This window comes from Streptomyces sp. NPDC001450, from assembly GCF_053597295.1.
In genome coordinates, this window is record NZ_JBSFHY010000052.1 from 15,061 (window position 1) to 35,065 (window position 20,005).

The following is a 20,005-nucleotide window of genomic DNA, read 5'->3' on the forward strand; positions in this document are numbered from 1 at the left end:
GGATCTGGACCACCTTGCCCATATTCGCCGTGCGCCGGCGGAGTTCGCTCCCGGTGGCCCGGGGCACCTCGTCCTCGAGGTCGTCGCCTACGCCGCCGACGAGGCAGCGAGCAGAGCAGAGGGACGATGCACGATCACTCTGCATCGCGACGGCTCCGTGTCCGTGGCCGATGACGGTCGAGGCACCGACACTCGCGTAGATGAGCACGGCCGGGTCGTGAAGAAGCCGGTCGTGGCCACCAAGGACTTGCGGTTCTTCGGCTTTCCGGACACGGAGAGCCTTCCGGACGGGTACCCGCGTCGTGGCATGTCCGTCGTGGCGGCGCTCAGCGAGTGGCTGATTCACACCAATCGCCGCCTCGACGGAGCCTGGACCCAGCGCTATGAGCACGGGGTTCCGGTGACCGGCCTGGAACCCCTCCAGGCCGACGGGACGACCGGCACGCTCATCCGGTTCCTGCCGGACACGGCGCTGCGCGCGCAGAGCTTGCCGACCGCGGATGACCTGGCGCGGTGGACCTCGCGCTGGTCCGGCCTTCAGGTCCGCATCGACGACCAGCGCGACAGCGGCGCCTCCCCTTCTACCGGCCGAGCCTCAGAGTGAAGTTCAGCCCTTCCTCGGCGAGTTCGGCGAGCCAAACGTCCGACCGCTCCGCCGTCTCCGCCGCCCGGTTCAGTCCCGCCGGCAGGCTGCCGTCCAGGATGTGGCGGACGCCCAGGGCCAGGGGGCGGGAGACGCAGCGGGCCATGGCCGACTCGTCGGCGGTGCCCACAAGGTCGAGGAGGTAGCTGCCCGTCCGGGTGCGGTCCGGGGTCTCGACCTCCAGGGACACCGACAGCACGACGCGGTCGCGGTCCTCGTCCGTCGTCGGGTAGGTCGCCGCCAGCTCGCGTGCCAGGGCCGCGACGCGATCGTCGTCGCCCGCTTTCAGCTCCTCGAAGACCGGCTCCCACGCCTTCAGCCAGCCGTCCAGGCGCAGGGTGCCCCGTACGAAGGCGCTTGGGGTCCAGGCGGGCGGGAGACCGTACTGGGCGATGAAGGGGATGCTGTCCCGGTTGGGGTAGGCCTCGAAGGTCTCCCCGGAGAGGAGGTGCGGCCTGGTCGCCTCCCAGGGGCGGGTGGCCGTGGTCTCGACGCCGCTCTCCAGGTAACGGGCGGGTGAGCGGAGGGCGTTCAGGACGCCCAGGGGTGCCCAGCTGAAGCGGTAGCGGAAGTCGTTCGGGAGCGCCGGGACGCCGCCGCAGTAGGAGGTGAGGCGGTAGGTCGCCGGGGTGTCCGCGCCGATCTCCGTGCGGGCCCTGCCGATGAGGCTGTGCGCGAAGAGGTGGTCGATGCCGGGGTCCAGGCCCGCCTCGGTGAGGACGACCAGGCCGGCTGCCTCCGCTGCCGGCACCTGGTCCAGGACCTCGGGCGAGACATAGCTGGAGCAGGAGAAATGGGCTCGCGCGGCTACGCACGCGGACAGGAGTGCGGCATGCGCGGGCGCGGGCAGCATCGATACGACGACGTCCCCGGGCGCCAGTTCCGCGGCGAGCGCGGGGAGCGTGAACGCGCGGGGCTCGGCTCGGTCGGTCAGGCCAAGGGCGGCGAGGGCGTCGGCCGCGCGTTCCTCGGTGCGGTGCCACAGGCGTACCCGCTCGGCCGTGTCGCACAGTACGGCCAGTCCGCTGCCGGTGGACAGGCCCGCGCCGACCCAGTGGACGGTGCCGGACGCCGGGACTCGGTCAGTCATGGGGCGACTCCCTCTCGTCGACGATGCCCAGCCCACGGCAGGCCTGGTGGAAGCGGTCGAGGCAGCGTCCCCACGGGCCCGAGGTGCCGAAGTCGAGCAGCTGGGGCAGGAGGGCCGCCGAGAAGTCGGCGCTGGACTCGCGGGGCAGCAGCGAGGGCAGGTTGTCGATGGCGATCAGGGCCAGCGGCGGCTCCTTGCGCAGGTGGCGCACGGGGTCCGTCCAGTCGGTGGTGCGGTCGTAGACGGGCAGGACGTTCAGCGGGGAGCCGACGTCGCAGGTGACGTCGCACAGCGTGCGCAGGCGGCGGGCCGGGGCGTCCAGGTCCGCCTCGCGCAGGAAGGGTGGGACGGGGGTGGTGGCGAGGACGCAGTTCACCATCACGTCGTGGCCGAGCAGGGCCGGGCGGTCGAGGGTGCGGGTCTCGGCGAGGTCCCAGTGGGTCGCGGTGACGCCCGCGGTGTCGAAGGCGGCCGCGGCGCCCCGCCCGCTGCGGCCCAGCGCGCCGATGACGAGTGCCGTGAAGTCCTCGTCTCCGGGGATCGGTTCGAGAGTGGCGTCCAGGTGCTCCTTGGTGGTGGGGTGCAGGGGTGCCACGAGGCGGCCCCGGTGCTGGAGCACGGCGAGCGCGGCGCCCAGGTAGCCGGCCCAGTAGCCGAAGGCGGCCAGCCTGCGGCCCTGGTCGTCCACCAGGTACTCCAGGTCCAGCAGCGCTCCTCCGCCGGCCGCGAACCGGCGCAGCAGCTCCGTCGCCCCCGGCTGCTGCTTGTAGGCGTGCCCGAAGAAGATGTGACGGTGCGGCAATGACGGCGGCTCGTCCGGGAGTTCCTTCAGGCCCAGGATCACGGAGTCCGGTGGTGCCGTCACCCAGGAGCCCGCGGGGGCGCGGCTGCAGCCCGCCGCCTCGTACTCCTCGATGGGGAAGATCCGCTGCGGGGAATCCTCCACGGTCAGCCGCACCCCGCTCTCGGTCAGGCGGCGGGCGTCGGCGGGGACGATCGGCGTGCGCCGCTCGGTGGTACGGGCCTCGTGGCGCAGCCACAGGTGGAGCTCGGTCATACCAGGTTGGCCTCCGGGCGCGGGGCGTCGGCCGCGAACCGGCCGGCGCTCAGGGGGCGGACGTCCAGGAAGGGTACGCGGCCCAGGTACAGGTCGCGGACGATCTCGCCCACGGCGGGTCCCTGCAGGAAGCCGTGGCCGGAGAAGCCGGTCGCGTACAGGAAGCGGGACACCGAAGGCGCCTCGCCGATCAGGGCGTTGTGGTCGGGGGTGTTCTCGTACAGGCCCGCCCAGGTGCCCGTGCGGCGCAGGTCGAGCAGGGCGGGGGCGCGGTGCTGCATCGCCGCGCAGAGCCGGGGGATCCAGCGGTCGTGGGTGTCGGTGGCGAAGCCGGGTCTCTCGTCCGGGTCGGACATGCCGAGCAGCAGGCCGGGGCCCTCGGCGTGGAAGTAGAGGCTGGTGGTGAAGTCGATGGTCATGGGGAGCTTCGGCGGCAGCCCGGGGACGGGTTCGGTGACCGCGATCTGGCGGCGCAGCGGCTGCACGGGCAGGTCCACGCCGACCATCGCGCCGACCGCCCTGGACCATGCGCCGGCCGCGCAGACCACCGTGTCGGTGGCGATGCGGCCGAGGGTGGTGCTGACGGCGGTGATGGTGTCGCCGTGCAGTTCGACGCCGGTCACTTCGGTGTGGCGCAGGATGCGGGCGCCGTGGGCGCGGGCGGCGCTCGCGTAGCCGTTGACGACGGCCTCGGGTGTGCAGTGGCCGTCGTCCGGGGAGTAGGCGGCGGCCAGCAGTCCGTCGGTGGTGATCAGCGGGGACAGCCGGCGGGCCTCCTGCGGGGTGAGCATCCGGCTGGGCACGCCGAAGGAGTTCTGCAGCCGTACCCCCGCTTCGAAGGAGGCGACCTCTTCGGGCGTGGACAGCAGGAACAGATAGCCGACCCGGTGCAGCCCGATGTCCTGCCCGATCTCCTGCGTGAACCGGCCGAAGGCCGCCAGGCTGCGCGCGCCGAGCTGGATGTTCAGCTCGTCGGAGAACTGCGCACGTACTCCGCCCGCGGCTTTGGAGGTGGAGCCGGCGGCGAGTTCGTCGCGTTCGGCCAGGACGACGTCACGCACTCCGGCGCGCGCCAGGTGGTAGGCGATGCTCGTGCCCATCACCCCGCCGCCGATGATGACCACCCGGGCCTGAAGGTTCACTCGGCTGCCTCCTTCGCGGCGCGGATCACGGCCCAGGCCGCCGCGGCGTCCTGGATGCCGAGTCCGGTGCTGTTGTAGTAGACGATGTCCTGCGGTGCGGTACGGGCGTCGCGGCGTCCGGTGAGCACCTCGCCCAGCGGGATCAGGGCGTCGGGGGTGAGCAGTCCGTCGCGCAGGGCGTCCACGACCGGCCCCGCGTGTCCGGCCGCGGTACCGGCGTCGTCCACGACGACGGCCGCGGCACGTCGTACGACGTCGGCGTCGACCTCCCGGCGGGTGGGCTCGAAGGAGCCGACGCTGACCACCGTGCAGCCGGGCGCCAGCCATGCGCCGCGCACCACGGGCGTCCTGCTGAGCGTGCAGGCGGCGACCACCCCGGCGCCGGTCACGGCCTCCTCGGCGCTGTCCACCGCCCTGACGGGGACGCCGAGTCCGGCGGCAAGGGCGTCCGCGGCGGCGGTACGGCGGCTCGGGGTCGGGCTCCACAGCCGTACCGCCGTCACCTCCCGCACCCGGGCGATCATGCGGGCGTGGGCGAGGGCCTGGGTGCCGGAGCCGAGCAGGGCCAGCTCCGTGCGGCCGGGCAGCGCGAGGGCGTCCACGGCCACGGCGCTGCCCGCGGCCGTACGCAGCGTGGTCACCGCCGTACCGTCCAGGACGGCCGCGAGCCGCCCGGTGGTGGGGTCGAGCGCGGTGACGACCGCGTGCACGGTGGGCAGCCCGGCGGCCGCGTTGCCCGGGTTGACGCTGCCGAACTTCGCCACCGCCCCGGTGTCCTTGGACAGCCGGGACACATAGGCGAAGACCACGCTGTCGTCGAAGCGGCTCGGCTGCATGATCTTGCCGGGCATATCGGCCTCGCCCGTGCCGAGCGCGGTGAAGGCCGCCCGCTGCGAGGCGATCGCCGCGTCCGCGCCCAGCAGCCGGGTCACCTCGGCCGCGGAGAGGAAGAGGACGTCGTCGTCGGTCATCCCCTGATCCTGTCCGGACGGCCGCCCGCCGAATCAGGAGCCGTGGGCGACCGCGTCCAGATGGGGCAGGTGGTGGTCCAGCCGCTCCCGCTTCGTCCGCAGATACGTGATGTTGCTCTCGCACGGCTCGATCAGCAGCGGCACCTGCTCGGCGACCTGGATGCCGTGCCGCACCAGCGCCTCCCGCTTGCGCGGGTTGTTGGACATCAGCCGGACCGAGCGCACCCCGAGGTCGTGCAGGATCTGCGCGGCGACGCCGTAGTCGCGGGCGTCGACCGGCAGCCCGAGCGCCAGGTTCGCCTCGACCGTGTCCAGGCCCTCCGCCTGCAGGGCCATCGCGCGCAGCTTCGCCAGCAGACCGATGCCGCGGCCCTCGTGGCCCCTCAAGTACACGACGACACCGCTGCCTTCGGCGACCACCGCACGCATCGCCGCGGCCAGCTGGTCGCCGCACTCGCAGTGCTGGGAGCCGAACGCGTCGCCGGTCAGGCACTCCGAGTGCAGCCGGACGAGAACGTTGTCGGCGCCGATCTCCCCGTACACCAGGGCGACTTGCTCGTCACCACGGTCGTGGTCCAGGTAGCCGATCGCCTGGAATTTCCCGTACACGGTGGGCAGCGGGGCATTCACAACGCGTTCCGCGCCCGAACGCCGCGGGGACTTCTTGCCGAGGATGCCGATGTTTTCTGTCATGATCTGATTCCTAAGCAGAGACGAAAGGCCGGGAAAAGATGAGTGGTTCGGGCGCGCGTTCGGCGGCATACGGGGTGGTGCCGGCAGACACCACGGAAGACGTACGGATGCGGGGGGCGGGCGTTTCAACTCAGGTCGCTGTCCTTCCCGTCGGCAGCTTCGAACAGCATGGGCCCTTCCTTCCGCTGGCGACCGACACGCTGGTCGCCTGTGCCGTGGCACGGGAGATCGCCGCCGCGTACCCGGTGCACCTCCTCCCTCCGGTGACGGTCTCCTGCTCGCACGAGCACGCGGCCTGGCCGGGGACCGTCAGCATCTCCTCCGTGACTCTCCATGCGGTGGTCCGGGACATCGCGGCGTCGCTGCGCCGCTCCGGTGTCGACGCGCTCGTCGTGGTCAACGGGCACGGCGGCAACTATGTGCTGGGCAACGTCGTACAGGAAGCCTCCGCGCGCGGCGAGAAGGCGGCGCTGTTCCCGGCCGCCGAGGACTGGGAGGCGGCGCGGGAGGCGGCGGGGGTGCGCACCTCGCTGCTCACCGACATGCACGCGGGGGAAATCGAGACCTCCATTCTGCTGCACGCTCATCCCGAATTCGTCCGTCCTGGATACGAGTCCGCCGATTTCACCGCGGACGACCGTCGTCATCTGCTCACCGTGGGAATGTCCGCCTATACCGAGTCGGGCGTCATCGGCCGTCCTTCCCTGGGTTCGGCCGAAAAGGGGAAGGAACTGCTGGCGAGCCTCACGGAATCGTTCGGGGCGATTTTCGCGCTGCTCACGTCCGCCGACGGCTCCGAGGAGGTACGGGGGTAGCCGCGCAGCCCGGCGTACCAGCGGGCGACGAGGACGACGGCGCCGGGCAGGCTGGCCACGAAGCTGAGCACGCCGTACACGACGGCGACGGCCACTCCGCTGCTCGCGCCGAGCCCGGCGGCGCCGAACGCCCAGGCGGTGACGCCCTCGCGGGGGCCGAAACCGCCGACGTTCAGCGGCAGGCCCATGGCGACCAGGGCGAGGACCGCGAGCGGGAGCAGCACCGACACGGAGGCGGCGGAGTCGGCGACCCGGGCCGCCACGACGAACATCGCGACGTGCCCGGCCAGGATGACCGCCGAGGACAGGGCTACACCGGGCCCGGCCTGACGGGACAGCAGCCCCTGCCGCACCTCGCCGAGGCCCCTGCGCAGGGCGCCGCCGCGGCGGGCGGCCGCGCGGTTCATCCGTACGGCGAGGAGCACGGCGAGCGCGCCCGCCGCGGCGAGGGCCGTCGGTGCGGCGAAGGTGCGGACGTCGTCCCGGACGGGAGACGGCAGGGTCAGCAGCACCACCGCGCCGAACACGGTCAGCGCGACCTGCCCGGCTATCCGCTCCAGGACGACCGCCTTCACCCCGCGCCGCAGGTCACCGGCGCTCTGCCCGTGCCGGACCGCCCGGTGCACATCGCCGAGGACCCCGCCGGGCAGGGCCGCGTTCAGGAACAGCGCGCGGTAGTAGTCGGCCACCGCGGGGCCCAGCGGCAGCCGGATGCGCAGCCCCCGGGCCACCAACTGCCAGCGCCACGCGCTGAACACGGTGGTGACCACGCCGATACCCAACGCGACCAGCAGCGTCACCGTGTCGATCCGCCGCAGCCCGTCGAGCAGCACACCGGTACCCATCCGCCACAGGAGGGCGCCGAGGATGGCGACGCCGGCGACGGTGCCGAAGTGGGTACGCAGGGCGCGGGAGTTGAAGCGGCGGGTGGCGCGCTCCTCGGGCTCGGCGGCGACGTGCCGCTCGGACTCGGAGGCGATGCGCTCTGCGGGCTCGGCGGCGACGTGCCCCGCAGCCTCGGAGGCAGCGCACTCTGCGGGCTCGGCGGCGGCGTGCCCCGCAGGCTGAGCGGTGATACGTCCCACAGCCTCGGGCGCGGTTCGTGCCGCCGGCCCGGAGGCTCCTGCGTGCCTCGCCCCGCCAACGGGCGGCTCCAGCAGTGCCGTCACGGTCTCCGGGGCCGACACCGTGCCCGCCTGCCCGCTCATGACGCCCCTCCCGCCGGCCGCGGCAGCGCCAGCAGGTCGCTGTGGTGGAGCACTACCTGCAACTCGCCGGCCTCGCAGGCGGCCAGGCGTTCACGCAGATAGCGCTCGGCGGGCTCGCGCAGTTCGGGCCGCTGCTCGACGGCCGCGCCCACCCAGCCCCGCAGCCACTGCGCGGTCAGCGCGGACTCCTCGGGGCCGAGCCGCCACGGGCTCGGATGCACCCGTACCGTCGCCCCGCGCTCGGAGAACGCCTCGCAGGCCACGGTGACCGCGTCCGGACCGAGCAGGCCGGTACGGCACTGGTGTGCGTTGAACGCCTCGGCGATCTCGGCGTCCAGCGGGTCGGACGGGGTGAGTTCGACGCGTCCGGCGACGGACAGCGTGAGCAGGGCCGGGCAGCCCGCTCCGGTGCAGGCGGCGGCGAGGGCCTCGATCTCCTCGCGGGTGAGGACGTCCAGCAGGGCCGAGGCCGTCACCAGGGAGGCCCCGGTCAGCGCGTCCGGGGTGAGCCGGGCAACGTCTCCGCGTCGCGTCTCGACCGAGACCCGGCTGCCGTCGGCGGCGGAGCGCGGGGACGCCACGGCGGCGAAGTGCAGCAGGTACGGGTCGCGGTCGTGCAGGACCCAGTGCTGGGCGCCGTCCAGGCGGGGTGCGAGCCAGCGGCCCATCGAGCCGGTGCCGCAGCCCAGGTCGTGCACGACGAGACCGCTCGGGCGGCCCGGCAGGTTGGCCAGCCGGATCCGCAGCGGGTCCAGCAGGTCCTGCGCCCGGGCGGCGGCGTCGGCCGGTTCCCGCAGCTGCAGCCACTCGGGCGCGTAGCGGGGCGCCTCCTCTTCCCCGCCCTCCCGCAGCCGTACGGTGGCCCGCTCGCCGGGGCGGGCGACGGGTCCGGCGCCGGCGATCACGCCGGACGGGTCGTCGGGCCGGGGAGCCGTGCCCAGCACCCGCTCGTCGCCCGGCCCGGGCTGGGCCGGGATCCCGTCGGTCACGGTCCTGGTGTCGCTCATGCCGCCCTCCTCGGTGCCTCGGGCAGCCGGCCGAGGACGCCGGCCAGGCTGCGCGCGGTGGTCGCCCAGCCGTCCAGGGCCGCGCGGCGGCTGCGGGCGGCGGCCTTCAGACGGCGGCGTACGTCGGGTTCGCCGAACCAGCCGCGCAGTTCGGCGGCGAGTGCGGGCGGGTCCTCCGGCGGGACGAGGATGCCGGGGACGCCGCCGTCGGGGGCGCGGCCGACGGCCTCGGGGACACCGCCGACGTCGGTCGCCAGCACCGGGATGCCGCGGGCGAGGGCCTCGGTGATCGCCATGCCGTACGTCTCGGCGTACGAGGTGAGGACCATCAGGTCGGCCGCGGCGTAGGCGGCGTCGAGTTCGGCGCCGGCCTGCGGTCCGGCGAGCCGCAGCCGGTCCTGGAGGCCGTGCCGCCGGATCAGCTCGCGCAGATGGGCGACGTACTCCGGGTCCTGGGTCAGCCCGCCGACGCAGACGCAGTTCCACGGCAGGTCGGTCACCGTGGCAAGGGCCTCCACCAGCCGGTGCTGGCCCTTGCGCGGGGTGACGGCGGCGACGCACACCAGCTGGGAGACGCCGTCGGTGCCGGGCGCGAGGGGCGCGATGTCGGCGCCGGGGGCGGCGACGTGCACCCGCTCGGGGGCGAGGCCGTGGTGGGAGACGAGGCGGCGGACCGCCCAGTCGCTGGTGGCGACGACCGCGGGCATCGCCCGCAGCACCGCCCGCTCGCGGGCGTCGAGGTCGGCGGCGACGGCCGCGTCGAGGCCGGTCTCGTCGCCGAGGGGCAGGTGCACCAGCACGGCGAGCCGCAGGCGTTCGGCCTCGGGGACGACGATCTCGGGGACACCGCAGGCGACCAGGCCGTCGAGGAGGACGACGGTGTCGTCCGGCAGGTCCCGCAGGACGCGGGCGAGGACGTCACGGTCGGACCGGCCGGGGCGCGGCCAGCTGCCGGGCACGGAGTGCCGCACGGCCTGCCAGCCGAAGCCCGGCAGGTCCAGGCAGACCCGGCGGTCGTAGGCGTTGCCGCCGCTGGGCGCGGCCGGGTCGTCGACACCGCCCGGCATGACGAAGTGCACGGTGCGCAGGGACATGGGGATGATCCCGACGTTCTCGGAAGGGGCGGGCTGCTGGGGCACGTAGGCGAGCCGCGCCTTCGCCACGGTCGTCTCGGTCACAGGCCACGCTCGTAACTCGCCCAGGCGATGTGCGACTCGTGCAGCGTGACGGTGATGTTCTTGAGGCCCTTGGCTCCCTCGCCCAGCGCGCCCTTGTGAATGCGTTCGGCGAGCCGGTCGGCGATGACCTTGGCCAGGAACTCCGTGGAGGTGTTGATCCCGGCGAACTCGGGCTCGTCGTCGAGGTTGCGGTAGTTCAGCTCGGCGACGACGGCGCCCAGTTCCTGCGTGGCCAGGCCGATGTCCACGACGATGTTGTCCTCGTCCAGCTGTTCACGGCGGAAGGTGGCGTCCACGAGGAACGTGGCGCCGTGCAGTCGCTGCGCGGGCCCGAACACCTCGCCGCGGAAGCTGTGGGCGATCATGATGTGATCGCGGACGGTGATGCTGAACAACGGACGACCCTCCAGGTGCGGCGCGTCTGGTGCCCCTCGCGGTTGCCTGCGAGGGGATGCCGAGTAGTACGGCTCTTCGCTTCCCCGTGTTCAGCCTCCTCTCACTCTTTTCTCAGGTCAGGCCGTTGCCGGTGTAGTTGATGCGGTGACACAGGGCGGGGATCTCGCCGGCGGCGAGCTTCGGCATCAGCTCCGGCAGCTCCTCGAAGGCGCTTTCGCCGGTGATGAGGGCGTCCAGGGCCGGGTCGGCGAGCAGGTCGAGGGCGAGCGCCATCCGTTCGGCGTAGCCACGGCCGGCGCGTGCGGCCGGGGAGACGGTGCCGACCTGGCTGCTGCGCACGGTGAGCCGGCGCGAGTGGAAGGCCTCGCCGAGCGGCAGAGCGACGCGCCGGTCGCCGTACCAGCTCAGCTCGACGACCGTGCCCTCGGCGGCGAGGAGTTCCAGGGAGCGGGTGAGGCCCTGTTCGGTGGCGCTGGCGTGGACGACGAGGTCGCGGTCGCCGAGGGCGTCCTCGGGGGCGGCGAAGTCCACGCCGAGGGCCTCGGCGGTCTTCGCGCGGGCCGGGTCGGCGTCGACCAGCTGCAGCCGTACGCCGGGGAAGCGGGCGAGCAGCGCGGCCACCGAGCAGCCGACCATGCCGCCGCCGACCACCGCGATCCGGTCGCCGATCAGGGGCGCCGCGTCCCAGACGGCGTTCACCGCGGTCTCCACGGTCCCCGCGAGCACGGCCCGCTCGGCGGGCACCCGCTCGGGTACGACGGTCACGGCGCTCACCGGAACGACGTAACGGCTCTGGTGCGGATACAGGCAGAACACCGTACGGCCGACGAGCTCCCGCGGCCCCTCCTCGACGACGCCCACGTTCAGGTAGCCGTACTTCACCGGCCCGGGGAAGTCGCCCTCCTGGAACGGCGCCCGCATCACGGCGTGTTGGGACTCGGGCACCCCGCCGCGGAAGACCAGGGTCTCCGTGCCGCGGCTGACTCCGGAGTACAGCGTGCGGACCAGAACCTCGCCCTCGGCCGGCCCCGCGAGGGTGACGTCGCGGATCTCACCGTGCCCCGGCGAGCGGAGCCAGAACGCGCGGGCCGAGTGGTTCATCGGCATCCTCCTGAACGATAGGGAAGTTGTTCACGTACCGAGAAGTGCACAGGCCGCGCACAGTACGCGGCGTTGATCGACTCTGTCACTCGGCCGGAGGAATGCGCGGTGGCCCTGAACAACACGTTTGACGCGAGGCTTCAGCAGGAGACCGCCGTGGGGGCGGGCGTGCAGATCCTGCTGCTGGCCCTGCTCGGCACGGCGATCGGCATGGGGCCGGCCGGCTGGCTGACCGGGCTCGCCTTCGCGTTCGCCACCTGGGCGGTTCTCTCCCGCGCCCTGCACCGCTCCCGGCTCAGCTCCTTCGGCCCCGCCAACCGGGTAACCCTCGGCCGGGCCACCCTGGTCGGCGGGGTGACCGCGCTGGTCGCGGACTCCTTCGAGAGCGCACCGCCGGTCACGCTGCTGGTGGGCCTGACCGCGGTTGCGCTCATCCTGGACGGCGTGGACGGCAAGGTGGCCCGCCGCACCGGCACCTCCAGCGCGCTCGGCGCCCGCTTCGACATGGAGGTGGACGCGTTCCTGATCCTGGTGCTGAGCGTGTACGTTTCCATGCAGTTCGGCCCGTGGGTGCTGCTGATCGGCGGCATGCGCTACGGGTTCGTCGCCGCGGCCCGTGTCGCCCCCTGGCTGAACGCCCCGCTGCCGCCGTCCTTCGCGCGCAAGACGGTCGCCGCGCTCCAGGGCATCTGCCTGCTGGTGGCGGGCGCCGAGCTGCTGCCGCAGGCGGCCAACCTGGCGGTCGTGCTGCTGGCCCTGGGCTCGCTGGTGTGGTCGTTCGGCCGTGATGTGCTGTGGCTGTGGCGGAACTCTCGTACGGCTGCGGTGGAGGTGCCGGCGGAGCACAGGGTGCTGGAGCTGGCGGCGCGCTGAGGGCGCACGCAGAAGGGCCCGGACCGCTCGCCGGTCCGGGCCCTTCTGCGTGGGGTCAGGACCGTGCGGACCGGCCCCGTACGATCGCGAACGCGGCGGCGGCGAGACCGAGCGCGCCGACCACCAGCCCGGCGACGCCGAGACCACGGGCGGCCGAGTCGCTCGAGTCCGCGGCCTTGGCCGTGCCGGCCGAGCCGTTCTTCGAAGCCGCCGGCGTCGTCTCCCCGCCGGCCGTGAGCTTGAGCACCGGCGCCGGGTTCTCCGGCTCGTCCCCGCCGGCCGGCTCCTCGATCCAGCGGGCGACCTTGCCGTCGGAGTAGGTCTGCAGCGTCTTGAACGTCAACTGGCCGGTGTCGTCCGGCAGCTGGCCGAAGGCGACATCGAAGTCCTCGTACTGCCCGGCGCCGATCTTCCCGCCGGTCCAGGTGATCGCGGAGACCGCCTCGGTGATGGTGCCGTCGTCGGTCTTGACCGGCGTCTTGAGCTTAGTGGTGGTCACCTTGGCGGTCCAGCCGTCCTGCGGGTGGACCAGCACGCCGAGCACGGGGTGGTCGGTGGGCAGGAAGACCTGCACCTTGGTGGTGGAGGCGCTGTCCTCCTCGTTGGGCACACGGAAGGTGAGCAGGCCGTCTGTGGCTCCCTTGGCGTAGCTCTCCGGGTGGACGGTGACGTGCGCGGAGGCGACACCGGCGGCGGCGAGGACTCCGGCGGCGGTGAGGGCGGTGACGGCCGCGGCGCGGCGCAGGGTGGTGCGTGTGCGTGTCGTGGACATGGGTGAGTGGATCTCCGTACGACTGAGGGGTGTTGGTCGGTCAGCTCGGGTACGGGATCGGGGCCGGGGGTCCGCGACGGCTGACGGCGTGCCGCAGCGTCGGCCGACGGGACGGCTCGGGGCCGGCGGGAAGACTCAGGACGCGCCCGACGGGGGCGGGCAGCGGGGCGTCCCGCCACCAGGCGACGAGCCCCGGCACGAACGCGACCGCACGCCGCAGCAACGCCCACAGCGCGGCCTCGCCGCGCCGCAGCCACCAGGAGGCGAGCAGGGCGGCGAGGAGGTGGGCGAGGGTGGCGTGGGCGGTGGTGACGTGGGCCGTCGAGTGGGCGTGCATCGCCACCATGGAGTGACCCGGCATCGACGCCATGCGCATGGCGTGCGCGCGGCCGTCGCCGCCGCTCCGGTGGGCCGCGTCGAAGGCGATGTGCAGGCCCGCCTGGGTGAGGAGCATGGCAGTACCGATCCCGGGCAGCGACCGCTCCCGTCCCCCGAGCGCCCAGCCGAGCGCTAAGACACCCAGGAAGGCGGCGGCATCGGCCCACAGGGGCGGCATGTCCCCCATGGCCAGTCCGTGCCCGGCGGCAGCGAGCAGCACGCACACCGCGGCGAACACCGCGGCACGCAGGCTCCTTACTGCCGGGGATGCGCTCACGTGAGGGATCTTCCCACGGTTGGTTGATACGAGGGTGACCGATGCCTTGTTCATTCACCGTTCGCTCGCGGCCGAGACGGTGAGCCGCTGAACGCCTACCGGCACCGTGGCGGACGTGTCCGCCGATCCCCGAGCCCGGAGCGGCGGACACGATCTTCACTGGGCCGAACGACCTTGCTCGACCCTGTGGTCAGGCGCCCAGTGCCAGGCACTGCCGGAGTAACGGTTCCAGGCGCAGCCGACCGTCCTCCTCCCGGTCGAACACCTGCAGGGCGTCGAGGCAGGCAAGAACCCATCGGGCTTCCTCCTCATCACCGCCGGTCTCGTAGGCGATGGCCGTCACGACGTCCTCCGCATCGGCCGGGTCACCCATGACCTGCTTGTCGACGGCCTGATACCCCGCGGCGAGCGCCGGATTCGTCCGCACACTCGTCGCCTCGACGAAGGCCCGGGCCTCCGACCTGTCCGTAAGCAGGCCAGCCAGCCTGCCCAGGACCTTGTCGGCATCGCGTAGCTCGACATGGAGCCGGTGCGCCCGGTCGACGAGCCACGGCCAGCCACGGGTCAGGTCGTGGAGTCGCTCAAGGCGTTCCTCCGTGTTGAACGCCTCGCCCAGGCGCTGTGCCCATCCCCGCAGGCTGTGGCGGTCGTGGCGTCGCAGCACAACGGGAGCCGCAGGGACCTGCTGATCGCAGGTGAGGAGAGCGCGCCACAGGTCCAGCTGGCGGATGTCGGTCACCAGCACGACAGCCCGGGTGACACCCGGAATGGTGGGCACCAGATGGTTCGCGAGTTCTACCGCATCACGGCAGGTCTCCGGCTTCGCCGGGTAGCGTGCGAAATCGCTGATGATCACCCGTCGTTCACGAGGTTGCCCGCCCATGAGCTCCTGTTTGAAGACACTGGGCCGACCGATCGGCGGCAGGGTCCAGCCGTCGATGCGCTCGGTGACGATGCGAAGCGTGTCCCCCACGTCCTTCACGCCCGTGGCCGGTGTGCCGAGAACGACCCTCGTCTGATTGGTCCGCTCACCGAGCAGGTCGTCGAGCTGTGTGATCGTCAACGGGGCAGAGCGCCCGTCGGGCAGTTCGGGCCTTCCTTCCAGGACGATGCTCTCCTCAAGCTTGCAGTCCTGTTCGGCCCGCAGCAGACGGGCCTCCACCTCGTGGGAGGTGCCGATCATACGCAGAGCGTTCGGCCCACGCAGGTGCCACCCCTGGCCGTCGTGGTTGGGGGCCAGGATCCCGAGTCCCACCATCTCGGAGAGGTAGGCCCTGAAACCCTCGGTGTCGAGCCGTTCGAACCCCTTCCGCCACCAGGTTTCGCACTCCTCGCGCAACTCGGCGTCGCTCAGCCGCACTTCCAGGCCCCGGTGCCGAGCGTGGTACGCCAAGACGTTGGCGATCACGTCGTACCGGTGGTCCAGACTCAGCGTGTCCTTGAAGGCGGCCGAGATGCCCGTCCTGAGCGCGGCGTCCGACTCCACCGTTTCGATGTCGGCCGCCGACACGGTGAAGGGCGGCCCGTCCACTCCGCGCCGCGTTCGCTTGCGATGCATCACCTCGACCAAGCGGTGTCCGAACATCTGCAGGAGGAACGGCTGATACGAGCAGAATCCGAGCACCCGGTTAACGAGATCCACGTCCTCGAACTCGAAGCCGAGCGCCCGCATCGGCTCCACCAGGAGGTCGGCGGCGAACTGCGGAGCCAGGGGCCCGATCACCTTCGGCGTCTGCGCGAGGTGTCCGAACGGCCCGTTGCTCGCGAGTTTCGAGAAGCGTTGCACGGAGTGCAGGCCCGCGAAGACGACCTTGGCCCGGTCCTTGGTGTCGGACCCGAGTCCCTTCAGCTTCTTGGTCTGGTCGAATCGCGGTGCGTCCGCCTCGAAGAACTGGTCGCACTCGTCGAGCAGGATCAACAGGCGGCGCCGGGAGTCACCGTCGAGCCACGACCGGATGCCGGCACGCACCCGTTCTGAGCGGTCCCTCCTCGGCGACTTGCGGCCGCCATGCTGGCGGCCCAGCACCTGGGCATCGGTCAGCTCCCGGTCCAGGACGCTCCACAGTGCCTCCGGCCCGAGCGAGCTTCCCTTTCCGATGTTCTCCTGGTCCAGGTTAATGTAGACGGACTCATGGAAACCGGGCCGCTGCTCCATGAAGCGTTCCCCGGCATCGCTGAGCAGCGCGGACTTGCCGAGCCCCCGGCCGCCGAAGATGACCTGGGTACCGCGAGGGTCGAGGATGCTCTGGCGTTCGGCATCGCGTCCGTAGAACATCTCCCTGCCGATCCGGCCGCGCTTTTCCCTGATGTACGGGTTGACGCCTGAGAACGGCAGGAGGGTCTGCGTGGCAGTACTGACCTGCCGGTTGCCGCGGGCCGCGAGATAGGCCAGGGCCGCGTCGTCGACCACCAGCATCGGCTGCAGGCGATCGGTTCCGGCGGCGAGTTCCGCGCGGACCGTCGGGCCCAAGGTGCCGAAGTAGAAGACCAGAAGGCTGGACCCGCTGGGGTCCCGTCCTGCGAGACTCATGACCACCTTGGCAGGCGGGCGGCCCCAGACCATGAGCACTCGGAGGGTTCCGCCCTGCTCCTTGATCTGGGAGCCGAACGCCGGCACTTTGGCTCGCCCGTTGACCTCCACCCCCGTGGCCTCGAAGAAGCGGTACTCACGGCGCTGCTGCGACAGCTCGTCCAGCCACCGGCCGGTCTTGGCGTCGTAGCCCAGGAGCTTCAGGGCCGGGAGCAGCTTGAACCGGGAAATACTCCCGCGGTCCTTCTGCTCAGTGGCGCCCAGCTCACGCCATTCGTTCAGGGCGTCCGCCGCCAGCGACGCCTCGTCGCTCGACAGGTTCCCGTAGTCGAGAACGTCGACGGCCGGGTGCTTTCCGCCCGAGCGAACCAGGTCGACCAGCTCTTGGTCGATTCCCTTGGACAGTCCCTCGGACACCACGGGAAAGAACTCGATCAGGTGGGACTCGCCGGCCTCGATCTCCGGTACGGGTTCGCCGATCTCCAGGAAATAGACGAGGTCCGCCGCGGTCGCCAGCCCTCCGGTGTCCAAGTGCCGCAGCACCTGCGCCCGCTCCTCGTTCGTGACATCCAGGGCGTCGAGCCGCGCCCGGATACGGGCGGTCGCTTCCTGGCGGTAGGCAGGCAGATCGGCCCGCACCCTCTCCAGGGCCCGACGGACCTCACTCGGGTCGTGCCGGTCCGGAGCGTCGAGGCGATGCCGGGCGTCCGCCAGCAGCTCCTGCAGCCGCAGGTCTTGATCGTCCGTCACCGCTCCGTCGGCCTGCGCCCGGTGCACCTCGGCCACGAGGTCGGCGTGCTCAGCGGCCAGAGTCGTACGCCTCGCGGCCTCCCGCTCGTCGACATCCGCACGCGTCCGCGCGCCGACCATCGCACCTTCGTGCCCCGGCAGTGCTCCCTGTTCCGCCAGCTCCATGATGACGCGCGCCGCACCGAAGGCATCGTGATCGAGCCGTTCGTTCAGGGCTTCCTCCCATCCGCGGTCGACTGCCGTCAGAAGCCGGTCGAGCGGTGGCCGCTCGGCGAATGTGTCGCAGATTTTCAGCAACTCGACATCCAGAACGAGTTCCGGGTCGGATGCACCTTGGCCCGGGTCTGTCGGGCGGGCGTCGCCGGACAGAAGATCGAACAGTTCCTCCATGGAACTGCGTGCCGCCCACACAGCCGCTGCAGCCGCCGTGCCGGACCGCCTGGCGAGCCTTTCGAGTTCCCGCATGACGGTGGCCCGGTGGCCCAGCGCCAACTGGCGAAGGTCCGAGATCTCCTTGGTGGCCCGGTGGGTGTCGGAGCGCTCGCTCCCGCGCACCCTGCCGACCGTCAGACACCATTCCCTGACCAGCGCCACGGCCCGCTCGACGACATGAACCAAGTCCTGCCGTCCCGACCCCTGCAACGGCTTGCCGCTGGACGAGCGAAGCTTGCGGTCCATGCGGTCGATCTCGCTGTTGACCTCGGACAGCTTCGACAGGCGCTCGGCCTTTTCCCGGTTGTCGGGCAACGCCTCACGGTCATCGGCGATCACGGCCTGGAGCATCGATCCGAGCAGCCCGTCGTGCGCCAGCCACCGCTTGGCGATCTCCGTCGCCCGGGCGAATCGGAGGCGCTGCGGAGCGGTGAGGGTGACGCTCTGCTCGCGCAATTCCCTCAGCCGAGCCTCTGTCTCCGACATGTCGGCGATCACCACCAGCGGTGAGGCGATCATCAAGGCACCGCTGAGCGCGCGGTCCGCCACGGCGGCCGCGACCTCCCCGAGCGCGTCCGGCAGCCTGGGCACCATGGCCTTGAGCTGCGCTCCGGCCACGTGATCACCGGTGACCAGAGCAGTGCGCAACAGAGCGGGAAGCAGGATGAGTTCACTGCCCTCGAAGTCGCGGCCGGTCATAGTGGCCTGCTGGCTGAGCAGGTCCGCGACCATCCGGGCACAGGGGCCCGTACCGGAGGTGAGGAGAGCTGCGGCGCCGGCCACGCGGAAGGACGTCACCTGCGGCTCAGGACAGCCGACGGCTCGTGCCACGTGGTGGGCGAGTCCAAAACGCCGCTCGACGACCAGGCGTGCCAGTGCCTGCTCGGCCGCTTGCGCTGCGTTCCCCGGAGGCATCGTGTCTTCCGGTGTCCCGCCCGCCCGCTGTCGGCCGATTGTGACGCGGGTACCACTGGCATCCGTGGCGTGGCCGCTCTGTTGCTCTTCCGCACCTGGGACCGCGGAGGCGGGCGCCGTGTCCTCGGCCGGTGGTGCGGGCTGTGGGATCTCCGCATCCGTGGCGGCGGGGACAAGTGTGGCGGAGGGCGCCGCATCGGCGACCGCCGCAGTCAAGACGCTGCGGGGCGCCCGCGGCTTTGGAGCCTGTGCCGGGCGCTTTGCTGTGTTCTCGGTGGTGTGCCGGCGCGTGCCGAGGTCCACCGCGGAGTGCGCGTCGGTGGAGGTGCCCTCGGGCGCGGCGCCGCCGTCTCGCTCCCCGTCCGTGCTGCTCTGGGCGACGGTGGCGGTGTCCGCGGTGGCCTGATCGGCATGCGGGCCGACGGCCCCAGCGCCATTCCTGCCGGTGCCGCGCCGCGGCTCGTACGGCTCTTCCGCCCGGCTCGAGGCGGAGTCGGTTCGTACCTCGGCCCGGTCGGGCAGGGTGAGCTCGTTCGCCATCACTACGGCGGTGGCACACGCGGGCAGCACTCGGACGACCCGTTCCTGAAGGACGAGGATTTCCGCGGCCGCGTCGGCCTGGCGCCCCATGCGGACGAGTTCGGCCAGTGCGGCGAGCGCGTTGCTCTCGTGGGTCTCTGTGTCTCCCCACTCCGCCATGTCGAGAAGACGCCGAGCGCAGTCGCGCACGGCTTCGGCGGCTGCGACGGCAGGGCTGTCCGGGGCGCAGCCTATGGAAAGAAGCTCCCGGAGCCCCTCCCGGGCGGCGCGGTCACGGTCACGTGCCGCCCTGAGGGCATCGGCGGCCTGGGTCATGTCCTCAAGGCGGAGAGGCACCGAGGTGACCCCCGCCGCGGCGAGAACGGAGCGAACGTCATCGAAGGCGTCTCGGAGCCCGGTGAGGGGTATGAGGTCGGCCTCGGCGGGTGGGCGGCCGTCCTCGATCGCCGCGGTCGCCCGCTGAGTTGCGCGCGCGGCCTCGGCGACGGCAGTGGCCAGCCGTCGGCATGCGCTCTCCGGCTCGGTGACGTCCTCTTGTGCGGCCGTCTGCTCAGCCGACACCGTCGGGACGGGAATGTCCTCAGCCGACGGCGCCGTGGCCGGCGCGTCCGTCGGTTCCTGCTGCTCGTGGTCGCCGATGGTGAAGCTCGGATGTGCCTCGACGACCGCTCGCGCGGCGGAGCGGACGGCTGCGAGGCGCTGCTCGTCCATCCCCAGTTCGGTCACCGCTCCCAACCAGTCCTGGTCCGCGGCCCAGGCGAGGACGTGTGCGTCGGCGACCGATGCCTGACACCAGGAGAACATCGCGGCCAGCACCAGCGTGCTGCCCCACTTGGTCACGGGATCGGAGACCTCGGCCACGGGGAGTGCGGCTGCTCCGACATCGTTCATCACCGTCTGGGTGAGAGCCCGGACGCCGCAGGTGCAGTCGTACTGGCGGGCCTCCCGGCGCAGCCGGCCGAGCACGTCCCGGCACAACGCGTTGCCCGCCCGCCGCGGGGCCGCCATGCGGATGGCCAGTCCGCCGAGGAGTTGCTGACGGTCCTTGGGGCGCAGTGAATTGAAAGCCAGCTCGACCAGGCCGGCCGTCAGCTGATCCAGGGCGGTCATCGTCGGCTGCCCCAGTGCGTTGAGTGCCGCAGCCAAAGCCTCCAGGCTCTCGACCGACACGGCGGGCGGGGACATCGGCGGCCCCGCGACAACGCGGTAGCGGTCCTGCATAGATGGGCGCTCCGTT

General features: G+C 72.1%; 15 protein-coding genes and 1 pseudogene. 3 read left to right on the forward strand and 13 right to left on the reverse strand.

Annotated elements, in window-relative coordinates; genetic code table 11:
- The first annotated feature begins 232 nt into the window (after positions 1-232).
- Positions 233-604 (forward strand): hypothetical protein, encoded by a 372-nt coding sequence (locus ACWC5O_RS39515; RefSeq protein ID WP_450781186.1) that lies wholly within the window; start codon positions 233-235, stop codon positions 602-604.
- Here ACWC5O_RS39515 and ACWC5O_RS39520 read toward each other — a convergent pair.
- From ACWC5O_RS39520 to ribA, 5 genes are read right to left on the reverse strand one after another with little or no spacing between them, the layout of a single operon-like run.
- Positions 582-1,733: a saccharopine dehydrogenase family protein gene (locus tag ACWC5O_RS39520; protein ID WP_450591911.1), complete on the reverse strand. Its 1,152-nt coding sequence runs from the start codon at positions 1,731-1,733 to the stop codon at positions 582-584. The two genes, ACWC5O_RS39515 and ACWC5O_RS39520, sit on opposite strands and share 23 nt — an antisense overlap.
- Positions 1,726-2,790 carry a saccharopine dehydrogenase gene (locus tag ACWC5O_RS39525; protein ID WP_450591909.1) on the reverse strand — a complete coding sequence of 355 codons (1,065 nt, stop codon included), beginning with the start codon at positions 2,788-2,790 and terminating at the stop codon, positions 1,726-1,728. The genes ACWC5O_RS39520 and ACWC5O_RS39525 overlap by 8 nt, the downstream gene beginning before the upstream one ends.
- Positions 2,787-3,932 (reverse strand): NAD(P)/FAD-dependent oxidoreductase, encoded by a 1,146-nt coding sequence (locus tag ACWC5O_RS39530; RefSeq protein ID WP_450591907.1) that lies wholly within the window; start codon positions 3,930-3,932, stop codon positions 2,787-2,789. Before ACWC5O_RS39530 ends, ACWC5O_RS39525 begins: the two co-directional genes overlap by 4 nt.
- Entirely contained in the window at positions 3,929-4,903 is a 975-nt protein-coding gene (locus ACWC5O_RS39535) for an ornithine cyclodeaminase family protein (RefSeq protein ID WP_450591906.1), read from the reverse strand. Before ACWC5O_RS39535 ends, ACWC5O_RS39530 begins: the two co-directional genes overlap by 4 nt.
- Positions 4,904-4,936: 33 nt before the next feature.
- The gene (gene ribA / locus ACWC5O_RS39540) at positions 4,937-5,596 is read right to left on the reverse strand and encodes a GTP cyclohydrolase II (RefSeq protein WP_450591904.1); all 660 of its coding nucleotides are present in this window, start codon (positions 5,594-5,596) and stop codon (positions 4,937-4,939) included.
- Positions 5,597-5,634: 38 nt separating this feature from the next.
- Here ribA and ACWC5O_RS39545 point away from each other — a divergent pair, with 38 nt between their 5' ends.
- Positions 5,635-6,411 carry a creatininase family protein gene (locus tag ACWC5O_RS39545; RefSeq protein ID WP_450591902.1) on the forward strand — a complete coding sequence of 259 codons (777 nt, stop codon included), beginning with the start codon at positions 5,635-5,637 and terminating at the stop codon, positions 6,409-6,411.
- A gap of 101 nt (positions 6,412-6,512) precedes the next feature.
- On the opposite strand, the pseudogene ACWC5O_RS39550 reads toward ACWC5O_RS39545, so the two are convergent.
- From ACWC5O_RS39550 to ACWC5O_RS39570, 5 genes and pseudogenes are all read right to left on the reverse strand, one after another.
- Positions 6,513-7,619 (reverse strand): annotated as a pseudogene (locus ACWC5O_RS39550) (lysylphosphatidylglycerol synthase transmembrane domain-containing protein); the annotation flags it as partial.
- Positions 7,616-8,626 carry a class I SAM-dependent methyltransferase gene (locus tag ACWC5O_RS39555; protein WP_450591901.1) on the reverse strand — a complete coding sequence of 337 codons (1,011 nt, stop codon included), beginning with the start codon at positions 8,624-8,626 and terminating at the stop codon, positions 7,616-7,618. The pseudogene ACWC5O_RS39550 and the gene ACWC5O_RS39555, both read right to left, overlap by 4 nt.
- Positions 8,623-9,804, reverse strand: coding sequence for a glycosyltransferase family 4 protein (locus tag ACWC5O_RS39560; RefSeq protein ID WP_450591899.1), 1,182 nt, complete (start codon positions 9,802-9,804; stop codon positions 8,623-8,625). The genes ACWC5O_RS39555 and ACWC5O_RS39560 overlap by 4 nt, the downstream gene beginning before the upstream one ends.
- Positions 9,801-10,199, reverse strand: coding sequence for a 6-pyruvoyl trahydropterin synthase family protein (locus tag ACWC5O_RS39565; RefSeq protein WP_403965710.1), 399 nt, complete (start codon positions 10,197-10,199; stop codon positions 9,801-9,803). The genes ACWC5O_RS39560 and ACWC5O_RS39565 overlap by 4 nt, the downstream gene beginning before the upstream one ends.
- A 112-nt stretch (positions 10,200-10,311) precedes the next feature.
- A complete protein-coding gene (locus ACWC5O_RS39570; protein ID WP_450591897.1) occupies positions 10,312-11,301 on the reverse strand; it encodes a zinc-dependent alcohol dehydrogenase in 990 nt (329 codons plus the stop codon).
- A 108-nt stretch (positions 11,302-11,409) separates the two neighbouring features.
- On the opposite strand from ACWC5O_RS39570, the gene ACWC5O_RS39575 reads away from it, so the two are divergent.
- Positions 11,410-12,174 carry a CDP-alcohol phosphatidyltransferase family protein gene (locus ACWC5O_RS39575; RefSeq protein WP_450591896.1) on the forward strand — a complete coding sequence of 255 codons (765 nt, stop codon included), beginning with the start codon at positions 11,410-11,412 and terminating at the stop codon, positions 12,172-12,174.
- 55 nt (positions 12,175-12,229) lie between these two features.
- On the opposite strand, the gene ACWC5O_RS39580 is transcribed toward ACWC5O_RS39575, so the two are convergent.
- The 3 genes from ACWC5O_RS39580 to ACWC5O_RS39590 form a co-directional block, all read right to left on the reverse strand.
- The gene (locus tag ACWC5O_RS39580; RefSeq protein WP_450591894.1) at positions 12,230-12,946 is read right to left on the reverse strand and encodes a YcnI family protein; all 717 of its coding nucleotides are present in this window, start codon (positions 12,944-12,946) and stop codon (positions 12,230-12,232) included.
- Between the two features lie 40 nt (positions 12,947-12,986).
- Positions 12,987-13,601, reverse strand: coding sequence for a hypothetical protein (locus tag ACWC5O_RS39585; protein WP_450591892.1), 615 nt, complete (start codon positions 13,599-13,601; stop codon positions 12,987-12,989).
- 190 nt (positions 13,602-13,791) lie between these two features.
- Positions 13,792-19,989, reverse strand: a complete 6,198-nt coding sequence (locus tag ACWC5O_RS39590; RefSeq protein ID WP_450591891.1) for a hypothetical protein — start codon at positions 19,987-19,989, stop codon at positions 13,792-13,794.
- Positions 19,990-20,005 lie beyond the last annotated feature (16 nt).